Source organism: Methanosarcina sp., from assembly GCF_049706645.1.
GTDB lineage: Archaea > Halobacteriota > Methanosarcinia > Methanosarcinales > Methanosarcinaceae > Methanosarcina.
Genome location: NZ_JBNAKP010000006.1, coordinates 44786 through 66704 on the forward strand (window position 1 = coordinate 44786; position 21919 = coordinate 66704).

Genomic DNA, 21919 nt, shown 5'->3' on the forward strand with positions numbered 1-21919 from the left:
TGCAAACCGGATGAGAGTATGGCCAGTAAACTTCTGAGATTTACCAGAATCTTGAAAAACGGAACCGTTTTCTACCGCTTTGAGGGTTTTGAAAATGTAGATTCAAGATGGGAACTGCCCTGTGAGTACCTATCAGGCCCTCATTTCGCGGCATGGAATGGAATTCTTCTATATTCGGATGGGAAAAACCTCTTTTCAGTTGTTCAGGGTAGCGAACTCTCAGAGAACGTATACTACGAACTGCTGTCCATTGTCGATAAGGGAAAAGGAAGGCTCAGGGAAATCCGGAGCCGAAACACTTTTTAAGCCTTTAGCTTCCGGAGCTTTCAAAAATCTTTCTTAAAAGGTTTTCGGGCGGAAAGTACTGCAAACCATCCTCTTCCGTGCCCTTTTTTAGGAATTTCGATTTCCCTGATTATTTCAGGCTGTTTAAAAAGGGTCTGACAGGTCTCAAGCCTTTCGAACCCGAGTTCTGCCAGAGATCTCGATACCTCAGCTGCCGAAAGAAAATGCGCCTTCGAAGAAAACCTGCTTTCATTTCCTGACTCGGCCCGGCGCCCCTGCGGGCTATCCCTATCAAGGATTCCGGCTAGAATTTGTCCCCCTGGCTTCAGTACCCTCAGGGTTTCCCTGAGTGCCTGGTTCGGATATTCGAAAAAAGCAAGTGCAGTAACGATCAAAACAAGATCAAATTGTTCTCTTTTAAAGGGCAGAAATTCCGCAACTCCAAGCACAACTTCCATGCCGCGTTGCTTTGCAAGCCTGGCCATAGTCCATGCTGGTTCAAGCCCGAGTCCGATTCCAAGGGCCGAGGCGAACCTGCCTGTTCCGGCTCCGATTTCAAGGGCTTTCAGTTTCTCCGGATTTTCGGGAAGGAAAACTTTCAGGGCAAGAAGTTCGGATTCATACGCAGGCTTATTCTGCTCATACCAGGCGTCATATTCTTCTGCATATCTGTCAAAGTTCTCCCACGACCCCATTAAACCCCCACTCCCTTCTTAATCGATTGTTCTTCCGAATTACTTTATTTTTTTCTATGCAGGACGACGGCAAGCAAACCGAGCATTCCGTAAACCAATTCGAAGCCAGGTAAGCCCGTAATTCCATTCTGCGTCTTATTTTCTTCTATAACGGTTATTATGAAAACTTTGGAAGCAGTCCCGTTTTCGTTGCCTGCGGTAAGATTAACGGTATAGGTTCCAGGCGCTGCGTAGGTATGAACCGGGTTATCATCCGTTGAATCGAGGTTTCCGTCGCTCTCAAAATCCCAGTGTTTTTCGGTTTCATTTTCCGAAAGGTCGGTAAACTGGATCGAAAGAGGAGCATAACCGCTGGTTTCACTGGCACTGAAATTTGCAATCGGAAGAACGGGTTCCTGAATCTCGACGGCTACGAGAGGCCTGGAATCGACATAGTCGCTGTTTTCAAGCCTGTAGATTTTGTCAGCAATGCCGTCCCCGTCTGCATCAGGCGTGATTTCCGAAGGCCCGAATCCATCGGGTTTTGCCCAGTAATTTCCTGCAAGGTATGGCCCGCCGACAATGTTCGTACCTGCGGTTTTTTCGATATTATATATATTGTCGGTCCCATTATTAGCTTCAGCGTTGACAGTATTATTGAAGTGATTATTGAGGACACGGTTCTTATCGCTTTTAGGACATATAAAAAGCCCATAGACCTTGTTTGAAACAATAGTATTATCTGAGATCTTATTGCTGTCCGAATTGCCCAGGTGGATGCCCCTGCCGTTATCGGAAGCCTTGTTTCCTGAAAGGGTGTTGCCTGATGCAGTCGAAAGCAAAATTCCGTAGTCTTTGTTTTCCGAAAGCGTATTATTTGAGATAACATTTCCTTCGGAGTTCGGGAAATAGAATCCGTACCGGTTTTTTGAAGCTCTATTCTCGGAGATTGTGTTATAACTGGACTGATCGATATCAATGCCCTTCTCGCCTTTTCCTATCAGGTTGCCATGAATCAGGTTATACTCCGAATTCTTCAGATATACTCCAACAGTATTATTCAGCAATCTATTGTTCTCAACAGTGCAGTTTTTGCACTGGTACATATAGATCCCGTCATTTTTTGACTCCATTATTTTAAATCCGCTAATAGTAACTTTATTTGACTCTATACTGAACACATCTGCAGCCGGGTCTTTAGCAATTATTATCGTATTTGCAGGGTTCCCTGACTCTGATTTTATAACCAGGTTATGTAAGGTTACTTTGATGTTCTCGGTATAAGTTCCGGGCTTTACAATTATCACATCGCCTGAAACTGCACTATTCACAGCGGCCTGTATGGACTCTCCTGACTGGACGAAGATCTCATCCGCCGTTCCGATACCAGAGCTTAATATCAGGATAAGAAAAACTAACAGTAAAGTGATCAATTTGTTTATTCCAATTCCTCCGTCCCTTCAAGGAAAGCAATGAAATTTTTGTTGTCAAACTTGTTTTAAACAACTGTATAAATTATCGTACTGCGTAAATTAAAGTATCAGTTCCTTAAACAACCGCGTAAATCGGCATAAATATTTTGCAAACTGCCGCGTAAGTCATGCTTTACTCGATTCTTATCTGAATAAAATGCAGGAATTCGCACGCTTTTATGCATGGAACTGCTCTATCTCTAAGGAATTTTTTATATAAATTGTAAGAATAGCCGGAATAATGTATATAAGAATATAAATATGCTGGTTTAAATCAAAATAAGTAAAAAGGAAAAACAGCACGTTAGCTTATATACAGGTCTGAAAAAAATTAGATATAGCCTGATTAAATGCGCTCAATTGCGATGAAATAGGACTGGCTATGTTGAAATTGTATTAATCCTGTTGAAATCAAGCTGACATATTGAAACCAAGCTGACATATTGAAATCAAGCTGACATATCGAAATCAGGCTAACATATTGAAAGCCGAATAACCTTACTGAAAATCAAATTCACCCTGCTGACCCGAAATAATCATGCTAAAGTTAAACAATGACTGTTGAAACCTTTCTTGTTTCTCATGAATTATGGGCGTATCAAATAAAAAATAAGATGAGGTATCAAACCTTCATCCTTTATTCAAATAAATTCCCTGACTTCTTCATTTCTTAATTATACGCTTATTTTCTTTTATTTAGGGATATAATAGATCCAACAAGAAGACAAGCTATCACATATTGTGTTTCGAATCCGGGTATGCTTGTGAGACTTCCCTTCTCAGATCCGGATGTGCCTGTGAGACTTTCCTGTTCGGGTTTCTGTTCCTGTTCAGTTTCCGATACTGTTGTACTATTTTGGTTAATTTCCGAAGTGCTGGTTTCAGGCTTTATTTCAATCCCAGCTTCTTTCTCTATGGCTTTCCCTGTTATTGCAAAGAACGAGAATTCCGGGGTTTCTGCTGTGAAGTACAAGTATTTGTCATCTTCCTTCAACATTTTTGCGGGCAGCTGTGACCATTTTTTGTCGCTGTACCTGTTGAGGTTGATAGAAGCCTGGTCGATCTTTTTATCCTGCAGCCAGGCCTTTTCAACCTTGAAGCACACTACAGGGTTTTCAATATTCTTTGAGCTTGCAAACCCTGAGTTTCCAACCCAGATATTGAAATACTTATAGACCTCGCCTGAGGATAGATTGGATACCAGGGTTGATTTTGTTTTGAGCTGCTCGGCAATGGTTGTAGTCTTGCCGGCAGTCCTCTTAGAATCAAAGCTTACATAAACAACGCAGGTTGCATTCTTTGTAAAATCAAACTTTACAAGCTTTCCGTTCGTAACCCGTACCTGTGAAAGTTCCTTTACTTCAACGTTTCTTGCAGGTTCAGGAGAACCGCCGCCACCACTGCTGTGGCTGGGTTCATCATCATCGTCTTCTGGAATTACCTGCATTACGTTTATTTGAGCAGTTTTTGCCGGGGAAGTGCCGTTTGCATTGATAGCGGTTAAGCTAACAGTATAGGTTCCGGGAGCAGTGTACACATAAACAAGGCTTGATTCGTTGGAATCCCCGATTTCGTCTTTATTGAAGTCCCAGTTTCTTGAGGTTGCATTCTGTGAAAGGTCGGTAAGCAAGACTGAAAGGGGAGCATAGCCGCTCGTTACATTGGCGCTGAAATCCGCAACAGGATAAATTTTGTCTTCATGCTGTACTTCCTGCACAAAAATCTCCTGAGTTTTTGAGTCCGTGCCGTTTTCGTTGCTTACTGTAAGGTTAGCGGTATAGTTTCCTGGAATCGTATACGTATGAACCGGATTTTTATCGTTGGAGTCTATATTTCCGTCACTTTCAAAATCCCAGCTCCACGAGACCGTATCTTGCGACAGGTTAGTAAACTGAACCGCAAGAGGGGCATAACCGCTGGTTACACTGGCACTGAAATTTGCCACAGGCAGGATTGGCTGCTGTGGGCTGGAAAAAAGTGCAAGAGGCAGGTAATCCGTAACGTTCTGTAAGTCGCCAGTATATACAGCATCAGCAATCCCGTCTTCATCTCTGTCGGTTGCGGTCTGCGAAAACCCCGTGCCGTCAGGTTTTGCCCAGAAATTGCCTCCTATAAAGGGCCCTCCGACAATATTTCTGCCAGATGTCTTCTCTATATTCCAGGTGGTGTCCCTGCTGTTGATGTTTGCATTACGGACATTATTGGCGTAATTATTGAAAATCAGGTTTCTGCGGCAGGCTGGACACTCGTAAAAGCCGGATACATTATTAAAAGCAACAATGTTTTCGGAAAGCGTGTTATCACTGGAGGAATCCAGATTGATACCTCCACTGGTTTCATTAGCCTTGTTTCCAGAGATCGTGTTATAGTTCGAAAGCGAAATCCACATTCCATAATTCTTGTTATTCGAGACATTATTGCCTGAAATCGTGCTTTTGTTTGAGTTTAAATGATTAATGCCTCTTTCATTTGAATTTGCACTGTTGTTTAAGAGCGTGTTTCCTTCAGAATTTAAGAGTTGAATCCCGTACTGTTTATTTGAGTTTGCTCTGTTTCCCAAAATCTTGTTGTAATTCGAACTATACAGATTTATCCCTATCTTGTTGTCAGAAAGATAATTGTTAGTAACCGTACAGCCACTGCAGCTAAACATATAAATTCCGGTTTCAGCGGATTCAATTTTAAACCCGCTAATTGTAGTGTTACTTGCTGCCATGTAGAATGCACTTGTATTTAATTTAGCCCTAACTATAGTATCTTCAGGCTTCCCGGACTCGGACCTTACTACTAGATCTGGTTTAGTGATTCTAACATTCTCGGTATATATCCCGGGTTTAACGATTACCACATCGCCTGAAACTGCACTACTTACAGCAGCCTGTATAGAATCTGTCGAATTAACGTAAATCTCATTCGCTGCCCCTATCCCAGAGGCTAACGCAAAAATGAGCATGGCCGTTAGCAGAGTGATTAGTTTCTTCATTTTGATTCCCCAATATAAAAGTAGAATTCTGCTAAAATTTATTTTAATAAATTAGGAAGTAAGCGCAAACAATATAAATATATTGATTCAGTCAAAGGTCTGTGAAATTAAAAAATGCAAAAAATAGAAAAATATAAAGTACTGATATAACAGTAACAATTTTCCTGAAATGACTTTGAAAAAAATTAAAATGCCTGACAAAGTACTTAAAAAATGCCTGGGAAAGCAGAAACAGGAAAAATAGGATAGAGGGAAAAATGGGATAGAGGGAAAATAGGATAGAGGGTCAAGCCCTCATCCCGGAATTTTAGTCTGTTGCTTTATTCTTTTGACATTTCAGGCTGCTTCAATCAAGTTCCATATCGTCTTCCGTCTCATCGACGTCCATTTCTACCTTGATGCCATCGTCCATTTCTACCTTGCTGTCATCGTCCATTTCTGTTTTATTTGTTTTTGTCGTATTTACTTCAGTCTTATTTTCTGTCTTACTTGTTTCCGTTTTGTTGACAACCGTTTCATTTGCCTTTGTTTTCGTTTCACTGGTACCTGTTCCGGTACCTGAGATATTGAATTCTGCGGGAGGCGCTACGGACCTTTCGGGTTCAGAGCCGCCTACCAGAGGCAGGAAGTCCGAATAATTATTGCCTGGAAGCTTATATGCGGCATCAGCAATCCCGTCTCCATCCGCATCGGTTGCGGTCTGGGAAAATCCGGTACCGTCAGGTTTTGCCCAGAAGTTACCTGCTACGAATGGTCCCCCAACTATATTGGTGCCAGCAGTTTTTGTAGTGTTCCAGGTATTTCCTTCGCTTCCGTCCTTAACGTCGGAATTAAAGACATTATTCAGGTAATTATCAAAGACGACGTTGCCATTGCTTGTAGAACTCATGAAAATGCCTGAGATACTGTTCAAAGCGATGATGTTTCTTGAGACAATATTGTTCTGGGAGGTGCTCAGGTGAATCCCGCGACCGTTATTGGAAGCCTCGTTTCTGGAAATGTTATTGTTTGTGCAGTATGATAGCAGGACTCCGTATTCCCTGTTACCCAGAATCGCATTATTCAGGATATCGTTTCCATTAGATGATATCAGGTAAATTCCTCTGCTATTGCCCGAAGCTGTATTATTATCGAAGGTATTGGTGCTCGAATTGGTCAGATAAACCCCGTGACCTCCGTTTGAATTCAGTATATTGTTTGTAAAGTTATTGTTAGTGGAATTTACCAGCACAATGCCGTGATTAACTCCTGTGCTTGCCGTATTATTTAATAGTGTATTCCACTGCGAGCGCAGGATATAAAGTCCATACCTGTTGTTTAAGGCCGTGTTGTTTAATATTGAGTTATTACCCGAATCCCGCAGGCTAACTCCCCTTCCACCCTCTAGGAGGCTGTTATTAAGAACAACCGTATTATTGGATAATTCCAGGTCTATACCGAGACTGTCATTTAACAGCAAATTCTCATTGACTGTACAGTTAACAGAGTTCAGTAGAGAAATCCCTGAGGCATTACAGTTCGAGACCTCATTCCCTGAGATATTGCTGCTCACTCCTGAAGAAATCCGGATGCCGTACTCGTTGTTTAAAGCCAGATTATCCAGAATTGTGTTTTCGCCGGACCTTAACAGGAAAATGCCCCGGCTGCTGTTGACCGCTGTGTTGTTTGTAATGTTGCTGTTACTGGAGTCGACAAAAGAGATGCCATAAATCATGTTTGAGTCTACGGTGTTCCCGGTCAGGTTATTACTGGTTGAGTATACTATGTAGATACCATAACCGTTGTTTGCATTTGCGGTATTATTTTCCAGCCTGCTATTGTTGCAGTTTTCCAGGACAATCCCGTGATTAGAATTCATGTTTGCCGTGTTTTCCGAAAGTTTGTTCCCTTCAGAAGCAGTAGCATAAATTCCAAACCTCTGGCTTGAAACATCATTATTTGTTATTGTGTTATAATGTGACCTCTCAACATTAATTGCTCTCTTACCCTGCTCCACTGTATTATTGAGGATATTATTGTACATTGAATACTGTACATATATTCCAAGGGCGTTATTAACGAGTCTGTTATTATCTATGGTACAGTTATTGGATCCCGATAGGTAGATTCCTGACCTGTCAATCCCGGCTCCCATAATGCTTAATCCCGTAATTGTTGTGTTATCTGCATCTATAAAGAACACATCTGAAGCGTTATTATTAGCCGTAATTACGGTGTCTCCAGGATTCTCAGACTCTGACCTTATTACAAGGTTGTCCTTTGTTATTACGATGTTCTCGTTATAATTTCCGGGACTTATAACTATCTCATCTCCAGAACTTGCATTATTTACTACGGATTGAATTGATTCTCCGGGCTGGACCGTGAGCTCAACCGCAGTGCCGATATTCGAACTCAACGCAAAAATAAGAAAAGCTACCGCTAAAGTGACAAGTTTGTTTATTTAAATCCCCCACTTTTTATGTAAGTTATTATTTAATTCTCTATTAATGAATCTGATTTTAAACATTAAATGATATAAATTTATTGGATCAGAATAATATCAAAATAAAGAGATAAAAATATAAGACAAAGAGCAATCAATAGCCAGCTCAGTGAAATAAACCAGCTAGTCTTTTTTTTCTTATGTCCCGGACCGACTTTCCTAATAATATGATAGACTGTCTGCCTCGACACAAAAAATAACCCTCATGCGTGAAAAGTACGGTTCGACTCCAATAAACCAGAGTCGACTGCATATGTAGAAAGTTCATGTCCGGCGCTGTTCCTGATAGAAAATTTTTGAGGAGGAGCGAGTTCGATGGAAACGGAAAAGAGTGAGGGACGCTCATAAGACAGAAAGCTGAGGGAAAATAACAAACGCTTCAAAAAATAAAGAAGGAGGGAAAAAATAAACAGCACTGGAAAAATAGCGGAAAATGAAAAAATAGAGGAAAATTAGAGCACTAATGAAGAAAGATAAAATAAAAAGGGCTGGGAAAACAGTAAAAAGTCGTCGCAAAGGAGAAGAATGAGGAAAAGTGTGAAAAAAATAAAAAGAAAAAAATCAAGAAATAAGGAAAATGAAAAAGCAGGAAAATAGGAATAAAGGTTTAATGCCTTCATCCTACATTTTCCGGTATTGAATTTTAACCTTTTTCAGGTATTGAGTTACCTTCTACTTCTTCTTTATCTTGTTCTTCTATCTCTTCTTTATCTTGTCTTCTATTTCTTCTTATTCTTCTCATTATTTAGCTTTGACTTTTTATTCTTTACTTTTTATTCTTAGTTTTATTTTTTCTTTTTAATTGTACTTTTATTTTCTCCTGTGCAGAAAGACCGTAATAAGGCAAGCCACTACGTAGATCACTTCAAATCCTGGTATGCTTGTGAGACTCTCCTTCCCTGTTTTCTGATCGGGGTTCTCATCCTGTTCAGTTTCCGATACTGTTGTGATATTCTGCTCAAGCTCCGAAGTGTTAGTTACAGGCTTTGCCTCAACCACGCTTTCTTTCTCTACAGCGTTTCCTGTTATTCCAAAGAATGAGAAACCTGGCGTTTCCGCCGTGAAGTACAGATACTTGCTATCTTCCTTCAACATTTTTGCGGGCAGCTGTGACCATTTTTTGTCGTTGTACCTGTTGAGCGTGATTGAAGCCTGGTCGATCTTTTTATCCTGCAGCCAGGCCTTTTCAATCTTGAAGCACACTACAGGGTTTCCAATGTTCTTTTCAGTTGCAAACCCTGAGTTTCCTACCCAGAGATTGAAATACTTATAGACCTCGCCTGAGGATAGATTGGAAACCAGGGTTGATTTTGTTTTGAGTTGCTCGGCAATGGTTGTCGTCTTGCCGGCAGTCTTCTTTGCATCAAAGCTCACATACACAACGCAGGTTGCATTCTTTGAGAAATCAAACTTTACAGGCTTCCCGTTTGCAACATGTGCCTGTGAAATCTCTTTAACCTGGACATTTCTCGCAGGTTCAGGGGAACCGCCGCCGCCGCCACTGCTTCCACCGCTGCTGCTGTGGCTGGATCCTCCATCATCATCGTCGTCTGGAATGATTACCTGCATTACGTTTATTTGAGCAGTTTTTGCCGGGGAAGTGCCGTTTGCATTTGTCGCGGTTAAGCTAACAGTATAGGTTCCGGGAGTAGTGTACACATAAACAAGGCTTGACTCGTTGGAATCCCCGATTCCGTCTTTATTGAAGTCCCAGCTCCTTGAGGTTGCGTTTTGCGACCTGTCGGTAAGCAGGACTGAAAGGGGAGCATAGCCGCTCGTTACATTGGCGCTGAAGTCTGCAACAGGCTGAACTTTAAATAGCTCCGCAGTTATTTGCACAGATTTTGAATCCGTACCATTTTTGTTGCTCGCTGTCAGACTGGCATTATAGATTCCGGGGGTCTGGTACACGTAGACGAAGGTACTATTATTACTGTCGGATTTTCCGTCACCATTAACATCCCAGCTTATCGAGCTTGCATCCTGTGAGGAATCCGTAAACTCAACAGTGAGAGGGACAAAACCCTTTGTGGACTTGGCATTGAAATTTGCTACAGGCAGCACTACACGTATCAGCGGGTAATTGTCTGTGACATTGCCGTTGGCTGAAACGAAGGGGATATCAATAATACCGTCACCGTCTGCATCAGAATTCGTATCGGAGAAACCCATTAATGACGGACTTCCCCAGAAGTTACCTCCAAGAGTTGGTCCACCCATGACGTTTTTGCCTGAAGTTTTTTCCATGTTCCAGGAACTTCTATTGTTCCTGATATTTGCATTGTTGATATTGTTGAAACAGTTATCATAGACCCGGTTTCCATAGCTTCTGGGGCACATGTAAATTCCATTACCGTTTGAACTGATGTTGTTGCCAGAAACTACATTGATCTCAGAGGAGTCGAGGGAAATACCTTCAGCGTTGTTATTAACTATATTTTTCAAAAGGATACTATTATTACAGAGCGATAGGTACAATCCAGATCCAGTACTATCAGAGGCTATGTTTTTAGAAATTGTACTGTTTGTTGATCCAAGCAGGCTGATACCTCTCACATTATTCTGCACTGTATTGTTTTCGATGTAACTGTTATTGGAATTTACCGCATAGATCCCATATCTGAGATTTGAATTTGCAATGTTACTGGTAACGTTATTCTCACTTGAATTCTCAAGAAGGATACCGTCAGCGCTAAAGCCACTGTTACCGGAATTAGAATTCACGATGTTGCCTGAAAGTATGTTTCTGCGAGAAAGTGAGCTTACATAAATACCTCTTGCGTTCTGGGATACGCTGTTGTTGAAAATCTTATTATTGTTTGAATTGTCCAGAGTGATACCCTGATTGGTATTCGAATTTGCTTCATTGTTTTCTACGAGGTTATCAATTGCCATAAAAAGACCGATACCGGAACCCCTGTTTGAATTTGCCTTATTGCCCGAAACTGTATTCTTTGTAGATGTAAGGGTCACGTAGAGACCCAGGGTATTATTATATGCAGTATTGCCGGTAATGATGTTTTTATTGGAATACCTTACAGCTATCCCGTATGGGCTGCTTGAAACGTTGTTACTTGTCAGGCTGTTGTCGCTTGAGTTGTCAAGCATAATATCATGTTGACTGCCGAAATTTACGGTGTTACCTGAAATTGTATTTTTAGGGGACCATACCAGGTAAACTCCATTGACCCCATTGGACACTTTATTGTTTCTAAGGATATCGTTGCTTGAACCTGAAAGGGAAATTCCGAACCTTGCATTTGATTTTACGGTATTGTTTTCGAGGGTACTACTGTTTGAGGAAGACATAACTATACTGTCATTAACGCTGTTGCTAACAGAATTTCCTGAGACAGTATTACGATGGGATCCGGAAAAATAAATCCCAAACCTCTGATCTGAAACCGTATTGCTCGAAACATTGGTTAAATCGCACCCTTCAATGTTAATTCCCCTACCTGTTCCAACTTCACTGGTTTTGGCAGCTGTATTGTTGCGTATGGTAGTATTAAAGGAAGATACTGCATATACTCCCATGGCATCATCTAAAAATTTATTATTTTCAATGGTACAGCCATTGCAGCTACGCAGGTAGATACCTGAGTGGTCTGTTGTGGCCCCACTGATGGTAAAGCCTTTAATTACCAGATTCATTCTACTTGTGGCAGAGATAACATTTTTGCCTGTGTCATTGGAAACAATTTTTGTATCATCAGGGTTTCCCGACGCTGACATGAGTATCAGGTTGCTAATTCTACTCAGGTCAAGATTTTCATTATAAGTACCCGGGTGTACGATTATCGTATCACCCTGGGGGTTTGCACTGTTCACTGCGGCCTGTATTGACGTCTGGTTGACGTGAATTTCAGCCGCTGCCCCGATGCCGGAGCTTAGCATGAGTATTAAAAAGGTTAGTAACAAAAGTTTTATTCTGTTTATGTTGAATTCCTCCATACAAATAAAAATAGATTGGAATATCACTCCCTTAAATTAATTAGAAACTAATTGCAAATACAATATAAACATAGCGGTTTAATTAACATATTTTTGAAAATATTAAAAAAGACAAGACTGTGAAATAACGTTCCAGTCTACTGGAATTCTCTCAGGGTTCCTCTCCCTTATTCTCCACAATCCTTTTTTGATTATATTAAACTGAAAATGAGTTAACACAGGCTGCATCCCATTCTTTATTCACCTTTAACTGACTGCCGGAATCAACGGGCAGTGTCTATTCTTCAGCTACTGTCAAGCCATCAATCACGGTTTTTAAACTATCTGCGAACCTGCGAATAATCTGAATATTTTGACGTTGAAGGGCAAAATTAATATATTTAGTAAGTGCCTCAAAAAAATGGGGTAATCTTCACAAATTTTCTCTTAAAAATTATGCATGTATTTTCCTATTACTCATTCAAAAAGGATACTGGCGCAAAACGCGCCATAGCTTCGAATCTGAATGCCTGGAGGTAACCTACTCGTTGTCCTGTAGCTACTAGAAAATCTCAGGCGGAAAAAATTCCCTTCAGACCCTGGTTATTCGCCGGGTGAAAAATAAGGGAAGATACGGCAGGCTGGAAAAAATAAGAGACAATAGAGTTGGGAGGCTGGAAAGAAATAAGAGAAATAAGCAGGGATAAAATGAAAAAAGATCTGTACAAATTTTAATAACTTGTTTCCTGCTTCAACAGATTCTTTCCTGCCTTAGTAAACCGTTTCCTGTTTTTTCCTCGAGTTATATGCCCTGTATTCATCCTCTTTTTTATCCTGAAGGTAAACATACTCGTATTCCGGATGATTCAGCCTCTTCCTGTACTCTTCCCTGGCTTCAGCCTGGCAGTTATCACAGGCGTAGATCGGAATCGAGACCCCGAAGATCCTGGTATCGTTTATGCTCCTGTGGGCACGGGAGTCTATGGTCTTGTAGCCCTGGCAGTCCGGGCACATCCGGATTGTCTCTTCCTGGAACTCCTGAATCATATCCGTATCGTAAAAGATCTGTTTTTTCCTGCTGTAGAAGTCTCCGTGTTTTGCCACCTCTGTCTCTACTAGCCTGTCCCTGTTTTTCCAGTTTTCGAGCTGGGCTGCAACCGTCTCTTCCAGCGTCTTTCTGTCCCTCGCAGCCTGGACAAACATCCCCGGCTTGAAGTCAGGTTCCTTTACGCAGGAATAATCAAGCCCTGCCATTGCAAGGATTATGCCTGTGTTCACATAAGGAAGAGCACTCTGGATTGCGTATCCTCCCTCAAGCACAGCCATGTCAGGGGCAAGTTTCTCATTCAATTTTGCATAGCCCTGTGCGGAAAAGCGCATATTTGCAAGAGGGTCGGTATAGTGGTTATCCTGTCCCGCAGAATTCAGTACAAGTTCAGGTTTGAAATCCTCAAGAATCGGAAGCACCAGGGAATCGAGCACGTGAAGTATGCCTTCATCAGGGGTTCCTGGCGGCAGGGGAATATTAATCGTCCTGCCAAGGGCTTTTGGGCCTCCAAGTTCGTTTATAAAGCCCGAGCCCGGGTAAAGGGTCCTTCCGTCCTGGTGGAATGAGATAAAAAGCACATCAGGATCATTATAAAAGATTTCCTGGGTTCCATCCCCGTGATGCACGTCGGTATCCACAATTGCAATCCTGCGAATCCCGTATTTTTTCCGCAGGTACTCGACAAGGATAGCTTCGTTATTGATATTGCAAAAGCCCCTGTTCCCGTGCGCTACTGTCATTGCATGGTGTCCAGGCGGGCGGACAAGCGCAAAAGCGTTTTTAACCTCCGATTTCATCAGGGCATCCCCAAGCACCAGGCAGCTGCCTGCTGCGATCAGGTGAGGAGTTGTAGCCTGGGCTTTTATATCAGGCACACAGAAGTGAACTCTGGCAATATCCCTGTACCCGGCAAGGCGGGGTTTATATTCGGTTATCTCTGGCAGGTCCATCAGGCCTTCTTCAAAGATCTGGTCCCTTGTATAAAGGAGGCGCTCTTCTCTTTCCGGATGCGTCGGCGAAATGGCCCAGTCAAAGGCAGGGAAGAAAATCAGGCCTGTCTTTTTGGCCTCAGTGCGGTCTGCCGGGGACAAAGGTGCATCTTTCAGTTCCAGCCCGGCCTTTTTCAATTCCATTGTATTTCCCTCATTTCCCTCGGATGTCTCAGGCTTGTTTTCTTCATTTATCATCCGAGTTTCTTCGTTCCCTGCCTTATTTTCCTCTTCTGTCTGCTCTTTTTTCCCTTCCTTCATACCTGCCCCGGAGCCGGTTTTCAGTACATCCCTGATTTTTCCAAGCCCCAGTTTCATGCTTTTTCCCTCCTTTTCCATTCCGGGATCAGGCCTGCAGGAATCTGCATATCCACGTCAAAAAGTCGCCCTGAAGTGTACCAGCCGTTGACGACATTGAAAACTTCACTATTAACAATCTCGGCTTCGCCCGCATACTCGGAGATTCCAAAGTCTTTCGCACGTTCCCTCAGGAGCTTTGCGGCAAGGGATTCAGCCTCATCGAGGTGTATTTTATTGAAATTCCCAAGTTCTGCTGCACTTAGATTGACAATCTCTCCTTCCTCGGCGACAGAGTACACTTTCTGTTCAGTATCAATGTGCAGGTTCAGAGTAAGCGTGGGTCTTGCAACGGCTGCTCCTATAGCGTTTCCAACCTCGGCGTATTCAGGGATAACAGGTCTTGCATTAAGTTTTTTCGCAATCTCGGCAATCAGACCTTTTGCTCCTCCTCCGATTCCGACCACATTTTCAGGTCTCGCCTTCTTCTCTTGCAGGACCTCCCATATCCTGTAGGCAGGCTCCTGTTCCCATTCAAGAAACATCGCATTGACTGCATCAGCAATCATCTGTGCAGCTTTATCCACTATCAGGGACGCAGTTTCAACTTCGGATTTTTCCAGGTCCGAAGCTGTTGTTTTTATCGCTTCGCTTGCCCGTTCGGGATTTCCTACCTCGATAAGCCCGAGGACGTTCAGGGCATCAGTCGGGGTAGTTTCTTTTCCTCCCATACAGTAAGCAGGGCCTGCCCTGTCAGGGCCGACCGTTATCAGCTTCGTACCGGTATCCGTACCCTTAACCCTTACGACGCTGTCTCCTCCCACAGCTATCGAGCGGACAGCAAAGGCCCGGACATGTGTCAGGAAGCCTCCGAGTTTTGCGCCTTTAGAAGCCAGAAGGGGCTTGCCTGAAAGGATTAATGCAAGGTCTGTAGTAGTCCCTCCTATATCCACTACCACCGAGGTCTGTCCCTCAGGGGTAAGGGCAAGAGCCCCAATTGTGCTGGCAGCAGGGCCCGAAAAGATAGTTTCCACAGGAAATTCTATTGATTTCTCAACCGGGAGAGTTCCTCCGTCGGCTTTCAGGATATAAACAGGAGCCCGAATATTTCTCTCTTCAAGGGCTTTCCTGATTTTCTGAACGAACTCCTGATAGCGCTCCCTGGTAGCAGAGGCAAGCATGGCAGTCGCTATCCTTCTTGGGAAATTCAGTTTTCCCGAAACCTTATGCCCGAGTTCCAGTTTACAGCCAGGATGGATCTCCCTGAAGATCTCCTCTATCCTTAATTCATGGGAAGGGTTTCTCTGCCCGAATTTACTTAGAATGGCTGCTCTCGGAAATCCGGATTCCCGGATCAAATTCACAGCTTTCCTGATTTCGGCCTCATCGAGAGGCTGGATTTCCCTTCCCCTGTAATCCATAGCCCCTTCTAGGTAAAAACTGTCAGGGAAAGTATAGCTTGCAGGGTTAATGCCAGGTCCCGGAATAAGCACCAGGGCTACACGGTCAGTTTTGCCTTCGGCGATAAGATTTGTTATTACGGTTGTACTGAATACCACCCTTTCCAGCTGCTCAGGAGGAACATCCCTGCTGATCGCATCAAGGGCCTCAAGCAGGGAGTTCAGAAGATTCCCTGACTCAGTGGAAACCTTGGCAGTACTGCATACTTCTCCATTCCGGATTAGCACTGCATCCGTGGTAGTGCCTCCGACATCGATTCCTATTAGCATTCACAATTCGCCTATCCTCGCTATATGTGTTCTTTTATTCTATTTTTATCCTTATTTCATATCAGGTACCAGTAGATATCAAATTTCAGAAAACATAAGGTTCGAATGATATCAAACTTCAAATGATATCAGACTCCAAGCAATATCAAGTTCCGAATGATATCCAGTTCCGGATGATATCAATTTCCAGATGAGTTCTTAGTATAGAAGCCTGTATGATTTTGCTTCAACTTATATCATGCCATGTCTCTCAGGCACAAGGACACTATTTTTAAGCTTATATGACAAAAACATTCTGAATTGAAAAGACCGTTGTCTACAAAAATTTGCTTTCAGGATAGGTGAAAAGAAAGCCCGATTAGGAAAGCCCGACTAGGAAAGCCCGATTGAGTTTCGGTTTTGAAATTTCGGTTTTGAAAGCGGGATTGATCGGATTGTAAGGTACGGGGCGGTTTTTATATTTTTAGAGTGATCCACGATCTTCGAACCTGATAGTAAATTTTGTTTCTTTCTCTCTCTCAAGCTCGATTGTTCCGTTAATCTGCTCAACGAGGGCATTTACGAGCTGCAAGCCTAAAGTTCCGGGGTTTTTGGAGTCAACATTTTCCGGAAAACGAGCCCCGTTGTCCGAATAGATAAGAGTAAACCCTGCAGGTGTCTCCGGGACTTTCTTTCCTGTGGCTGCACCTGTTTTCTGGCAGTCGGCCTCATTTCGGTAAAGGGAAATCCTGATCTTTCCTTCTGCGCCTTCTGGAAATGCGTATTTAAGGGAGTTTGAGAATAGTTCATTAATTATAATTCCCAGGGGAATTGCGGTATCGATTCCAAGAAGTGTACTGTCCACCTCGAGAAGAAGCCTGATCTTCTCATTTCCGATTCTATAAGAGTGCAGAATGTCCGCAGTCAATTTCCTGAGATATGCTGCAAAATCAATGCTAGTCGCGTCCTCTGACTTATAGAGCTCCTCATGGATTATGGACATTGAAACTACACGGTTTTCGCTCTCCCTGAAGGCTTCAATAACCTCCTTATTTTTGAACTTGTCAGCCTGAAGGCTGAGCAGGGACGAGACTATCTGAAGGTTATTCTTAATCCGATGGTGGATTTCTCTCATGCCGATTTTCTCGACTTTCTCAAGGGTTTCCTCGGCTTTTTTCCTCTGGGTAATGTCATAGGCATACCCCTGAATAAATACGGTTTCTCCTGAGGCATTGCAGACGTTGTGGATTAATTCATGGACCCATCTTTCACTTCCATCCTTTCGTCTGAGCCTGTACTCGTACTCCATAATGGAATTCGGGGAGGAAATCATTTTTTTCCGACTTGTATTGAGCAATGACCTGTCTTCCGGGACAATGAGGTCAAGGAGATTTATTCTACCGGAGAGAAATTCTTCTTCTGTGTATCCGGTTATTTCCTGAAGAGGCCCCTCTACTAAAAGAGGAGTAAAATCGCTGCCCAGCTTAAACGAAATTCCTTTGAAATTTTGTAAAAACGACCTGTAGAGCTCTTCGCTTTCCCTCAATTTTTTTGAAGACTGCTTAAGTTCGGTAACATCTTCCATTACCCCGAGAGCCCGGCATATGCAGTCTTCCTCATCTCTCAAGTATACCCCTTTGTTTTTCACACAAAAATAGCTTCCACCCTTCCGCTTGAACCTGAATTCTTCATCGAATCTTTCTCCTGTATTCCAGCAATTTTTGAGTGCCTGCTGTACTCTTCTGCGGTCTTCCGGGTGAATATGATCGAGCCAGCCGTAGAAATCCAGATTCTCAATTTCTTTATTATTATAGCCTGTTAGTTCCTTGACCGCCCCTGCCCACTCAACACGGCCGTCTCTCAGGTCAATATCATATATCAGCTGCCCGGTCTGTTCAGCAATAAGGCGGTATCGCTCTTCACTTTTTTGCAGCTTCTCTTCCATTTTTTTGCGCCCTGTGATGTCAAGCATTACTCCAATAAGCCCTTCTACAGTCCCGCAGAAACTTTTGTATGCAGCCTTATTGACAATAAAGTCCCTTTTGAGCCCGTCAGAGCACATTACTTTGGACTCGTAAACCTGGCTTCCTCCTTTCTGGAATAACTGACTGTCCATTCTTTTGTAAACTTCCCCAAGCTCTGGGGGAATTGCTTCGGGAAGCTCATCCATAGGGTGCCCGGTTACTTTTTCTTTTGAACTTCCAAGGACCATCTTTGCAAAGAGCTCATTGCAGCCCTGATAATAGCCTCTCCGGTCCTTGTAAAATACGGGAGCCGGAATGGTATCCAGCAGCGTTTCCAGGAAATGCACCTTGTCCCGGAGTGCGGCTTCCATTTCTTTTCGTTTAATTGTAAATGAAAAGATTATTGCAACCGCATTCAGGAAACGAGCATCCTCGTCGGTAAATTTCTCCTTTTTCGTGCTGTGAGCCATCAGCACCCCATACGGCTTTTCTACACTTCCTATAAGCACGCTTATCCCGCTAATGATATCCTGGTATCCCTCAAGGCCCATTGTGCTGAAGGAGTTCTTCCTGTCCAGCTTTTCTAACAGGATCGGCCGGCTTGAAAGCACAGTGCAGCCTGCTCTTGACACTGAATCTTTTTTAAAGACTCTGCCTGCTTCCTCTGGTTTCCAGCCGATTCCTGTCTCAAATAAAAAATTTCCATCAGGCAAAAGCCTCAGAACGCTGCAGTATTCTACGCCAAGAGTAGCTGCAACCAGAGGCAGGGCTTGATCGAGCAGAGCCTGAAAATCCGGGATTTTGAGAGAGAGCCCGGAAATTCGGGAAAGCACTTCATGCTCTCTTTTTCTTAAAAGTAATTTCTCTTCGGTTTGTTTGAGGGGAGTGATCTCGAATGCAGAAACAACCGTGCCTTTGCAGGCAGGCGAGGGAGTAAAAGTGATTGAATAGACTTTTTCACCTGCTTTTAGTTCGGTCTGCGCGGTTTTCTGTCGGAGTGCTACTCGCCGTGCAGTCTCCAGGATTTCAATGGGAGCCTTTTCTCCAACCCGGCTTTTAAGAACTTCAAGCAAGGTTTTTCCTGCCTTATTTGCGTAAAGAACTTTTCCTTCTTTTCCGATTCTCAGGATAGGGTCAGGACTATTTAAGAGAAATTCTTTCATCCAGTTTTCTTCGATTTCAGCATCCGTACTGCCATTCGGATTTATGCCTGAGCCACCTGTTCCTGATTTACCCGCTTATTTTTAGTAATTGTTTGCAAATATTACACATTCTTTATGCCAGAATTCAAATTCACAGGGGTATTTTTAAGCATTAGCCTGTGGTTACCTGTAAATTCTTATAACATATTAACATTCTGATAGTTTATTCAAAATAAATTATATAAGTTTTCCCAATACTTCTTTAGGTTAGTCCGGACAATTAACCATGAATATTTATAAAAAGCCTCGCATTTAAGAAGCTGCAAGTCCTGGCAAATTCTACGGTAATGAGTGAAAAAATTTACGGTCTCTGGTAGATACCAGGATAAAACTACGCGGACAAATAATCAAATAAATTTATTCAGATAGAAATGTTCGGATAAATGTATCCGAATAGTATAAAAGCCAGTATCGGAATCCAGATTAAAGCTTAAACTTGTGAGGAAGGTGTTTTTATCGAGAATTTCAATCTACTCAAGAGAAAACTTGACGATATGAGCTTATCTGAGCTTTCTGAGTATGTGAGGGAAAACTACCCTGAAAATGAGGAGCTATGGGTCGGGTCCAAAAAAATAGTAATCAGAAAAATCCTGAACTTTGAAAGAAACAGGATGAATGAAGAGGAAGCCTGAAAGTAAAGAGCAGAATAAACTATCCTGAGCTGCCCGAGTCGCCGCCCGAGTTGCCGCCCGAGTTCCGCTTCGGCGCCCGAGTTCCGCTTCGGGAGCACGGGACCGTTTCGCTCACTTCGTTCGCTCAAGCGGGGTACTTCATAAATAATAATCTGAGCTTGCTTAAGAGGGCTATTTAGAGTATAATGTTATAATATGCCGGCGACCGGGAAATCCGGGGAAATGGAATACAGGTACAAATTTTCTAGCGACTTACCCAACAACTTTTCCAGCAACTTATCCAGCAACTTATCCAGTAACTTATCCAGTTTGCAGGTATTTCCATTGTTTACCCGTATTTGAAAGTTAAATAATTTTTGAAATAACTATCGTCTGCACTAACCATCGCTTATTGGCACCATGTGTGTTTTAAAGCAAAGTACCATGGGCATTTTTAAGCAGATTTCTTATTTTTTCTTCCAGTAAGCAACGATCTTTCAAAGGTTTAATGTCAAATTTCTTTGAACTTTTCTTTGGGGGCTCCGCATCTGGGGCATTTCCACGATTTTGGGAGGTTTTGAAAGGGCGTATCCGGAGCTATGGATTGTGAAGAATCCCCACGCTGGGGGTTGTAGAGGTATCCGCAGTTGCTGCATCTGTACATTCGAATCACCTGTTTTGATGAGTCTAAATTTGTTTCAAAATCTTATGCTCCTGTTTATTTTATGCTCCTGTTTATTTATGCTCCTGCTTATGCATCAGTTCCGGCTTTTAGATCCATCCCCGGAGCTGCATGGCCTCAACTACTCGGCCGACTGCAAGGGTATATGCAGCCTGCCGCATATTGACGTTGTTTTTTGATGCGAAATCGTACACCGAATTATACGCTTCTTTCATCTGTCTCTCCAGGCGACTCTGAATTTTCCCTTCTTCCCACTGTGTGCTTGACTGGTTCTGCACCATCTCAAAGTATGAAACAATAACTCCGCCTCCGTTGCAGAGGATATCGGGGATGATATGAACCCCGTTTGAATTGAGGATCGCTTCTCCTTCTACTGTGGTTGGGCCGTTAGCCATCTCTGCAAGAATTCGGGTTTTGACCCTTACTGCATTTCTTTCGGTTATTACGTTCTCAAGGGAAGCCGGGATCAGGATTTCGACATCAAGTTCCAGCAACTCCTCGTTAGTCAGGTTTTCTGCTCCCGGATAGTCCAGTACCGAACCCGTTGAGTGTTTATATCCTGAAACGTCTTCAGGGTCAAGCCCGTTAGCGGAGAAGATCGCGCCTTTGCTGTCGCTTACAGCCACAACTTTACACCCGAACAGCTTCTTTGCCAGATAAGCGGCATGGTACCCTACGTTTCCGAAACCATGAACTGCAACCCTTGAAGCTTTCAGGTTTATTCCAAGTTTTTCTGCGGCTTCCCTTATTGCATATAAACCGCCTCTTGCCGTGGCATCGTACCTGCCTGCCGAGCCTCCGAGGCTTGTCGGCTTCCCGGTAATTGAGCCAAACACGTTCTTACCTGCAAGTTTCGAATACTCGTCCATCATCCAGGCCATAACCTGAGGATTCGTATAGACGTCAGGGGCAGGGATATCCCTGTCCGGGCCTATTATCTGGTAAATCCCACGGATATATGCCCTGCTCAGGCGCTCGATTTCCCTATGTGAAAGTTCTTTTGGGTTGCAAATAACCCCACCTTTTGCTCCCCCGAGAGGCAGTTTGTGAAGGGCACATTTCCAGGTCATGAGGGCTGCGAGGGCTCTCGTTGTTTCCATGGTATCTTCCGGATGGAAACGTATACCTCCCTTCGTGGGGCCCAGAGCTTCATTGTACTGCACCCGGAAACCTTTAAAAACTTTTATAGAACCGTCATCCATATGGACAGGCAGGGAAACATAGAGTTCTCTCATAGGCATTTCCAGGAACGCCTCCATATCAGGAGTGAGCTTAAGGCCCGCAGCACAGGTACACAGATGCTGCTTAACATCTTCAAGGAGCTTGGAACTAGAACCCATAGTTACCCCTTTAGAATAATGGGCTTCCGAAAGTAAATACCTGCTGGAAACCTGGACCTCCCGCACACCGGGTCCTTAAAAAGCAGCAAGAACCTCAAATTCCTTTTGTCCATTTCATCTGGAGCCGGTAAAAATAAAAAAGCCTGCATCCTACAGGTTTTTGAGAGCTGTAAAACGCAGAGGTCGTAATTAAGGTATTAGCATATAGCAATATGTAGACCCTGTATTGGCACAGCAGTAAGTAC

12 protein-coding genes are annotated in these 21919 nt (G+C 43.1%); 2 read left to right on the plus strand and 10 right to left on the minus strand.

Annotated features, from left to right (window positions below; translation table 11 throughout):
* Positions 1 to 18: 18 nt before the first annotated feature.
* Positions 19 to 306, plus strand: coding sequence for a hypothetical protein (locus tag ACPK8D_RS02145; protein WP_424716195.1), 288 nt, complete (start codon positions 19 to 21; stop codon positions 304 to 306).
* Positions 307 to 326: 20 nt separating this feature from the next.
* On the opposite strand, the gene ACPK8D_RS02150 is transcribed toward ACPK8D_RS02145, so the two are convergent.
* The 8 genes from ACPK8D_RS02150 to ACPK8D_RS02185 form a co-directional block, all read right to left on the minus strand.
* Complete coding sequence (locus tag ACPK8D_RS02150) at positions 327 to 980, minus strand: class I SAM-dependent methyltransferase (protein WP_424716196.1); 654 nt, start codon at positions 978 to 980, stop codon at positions 327 to 329.
* 44 nt (positions 981 to 1024) lie between these two features.
* A complete protein-coding gene (locus tag ACPK8D_RS02155; protein WP_424716197.1) occupies positions 1025 to 2392 on the minus strand; it encodes a NosD domain-containing protein in 1368 nt (455 codons plus the stop codon).
* A gap of 721 nt (positions 2393 to 3113) precedes the next feature.
* A complete protein-coding gene (locus ACPK8D_RS02160; protein ID WP_424716198.1) occupies positions 3114 to 5414 on the minus strand; it encodes a PGF-pre-PGF domain-containing protein in 2301 nt (766 codons plus the stop codon).
* A 346-nt stretch (positions 5415 to 5760) separates the two neighbouring features.
* Positions 5761 to 7812, minus strand: a complete 2052-nt coding sequence (locus tag ACPK8D_RS02165) for a right-handed parallel beta-helix repeat-containing protein (protein WP_424716199.1) — start codon at positions 7810 to 7812, stop codon at positions 5761 to 5763.
* An 897-nt stretch (positions 7813 to 8709) separates the two neighbouring features.
* Entirely contained in the window at positions 8710 to 11796 is a 3087-nt protein-coding gene (locus ACPK8D_RS02170; RefSeq protein ID WP_424716200.1) for a NosD domain-containing protein, read from the minus strand.
* Between the two features lie 807 nt (positions 11797 to 12603).
* Positions 12604 to 14187, minus strand: a complete 1584-nt coding sequence (locus ACPK8D_RS02175; protein WP_424716201.1) for a histone deacetylase family protein — start codon at positions 14185 to 14187, stop codon at positions 12604 to 12606.
* The gene (locus ACPK8D_RS02180) at positions 14184 to 15896 is read right to left on the minus strand and encodes a hydantoinase/oxoprolinase family protein (protein ID WP_424716202.1); all 1713 of its coding nucleotides are present in this window, start codon (positions 15894 to 15896) and stop codon (positions 14184 to 14186) included. Before ACPK8D_RS02180 ends, ACPK8D_RS02175 begins: the two co-directional genes overlap by 4 nt.
* Positions 15897 to 16359: 463 nt before the next feature.
* Positions 16360 to 19002: a PAS domain S-box protein gene (locus ACPK8D_RS02185; RefSeq protein WP_424716203.1), complete on the minus strand. Its 2643-nt coding sequence runs from the start codon at positions 19000 to 19002 to the stop codon at positions 16360 to 16362.
* A 533-nt stretch (positions 19003 to 19535) separates the two neighbouring features.
* Between ACPK8D_RS02185 and ACPK8D_RS02190 the strand changes: the two genes are divergently transcribed.
* Positions 19536 to 19673: a hypothetical protein gene (locus tag ACPK8D_RS02190; protein WP_424716204.1), complete on the plus strand. Its 138-nt coding sequence runs from the start codon at positions 19536 to 19538 to the stop codon at positions 19671 to 19673.
* 490 nt (positions 19674 to 20163) lie between these two features.
* On the opposite strand, the gene ACPK8D_RS02195 is transcribed toward ACPK8D_RS02190, so the two are convergent.
* Both ACPK8D_RS02195 and ACPK8D_RS02200 read right to left on the minus strand, forming a co-directional pair.
* Positions 20164 to 20316 carry a rubredoxin gene (locus ACPK8D_RS02195; protein WP_424716220.1) on the minus strand — a complete coding sequence of 51 codons (153 nt, stop codon included), beginning with the start codon at positions 20314 to 20316 and terminating at the stop codon, positions 20164 to 20166.
* Between the two features lie 107 nt (positions 20317 to 20423).
* Positions 20424 to 21674: a Glu/Leu/Phe/Val family dehydrogenase gene (locus ACPK8D_RS02200; RefSeq protein ID WP_424716205.1), complete on the minus strand. Its 1251-nt coding sequence runs from the start codon at positions 21672 to 21674 to the stop codon at positions 20424 to 20426.
* Positions 21675 to 21919 lie beyond the last annotated feature (245 nt).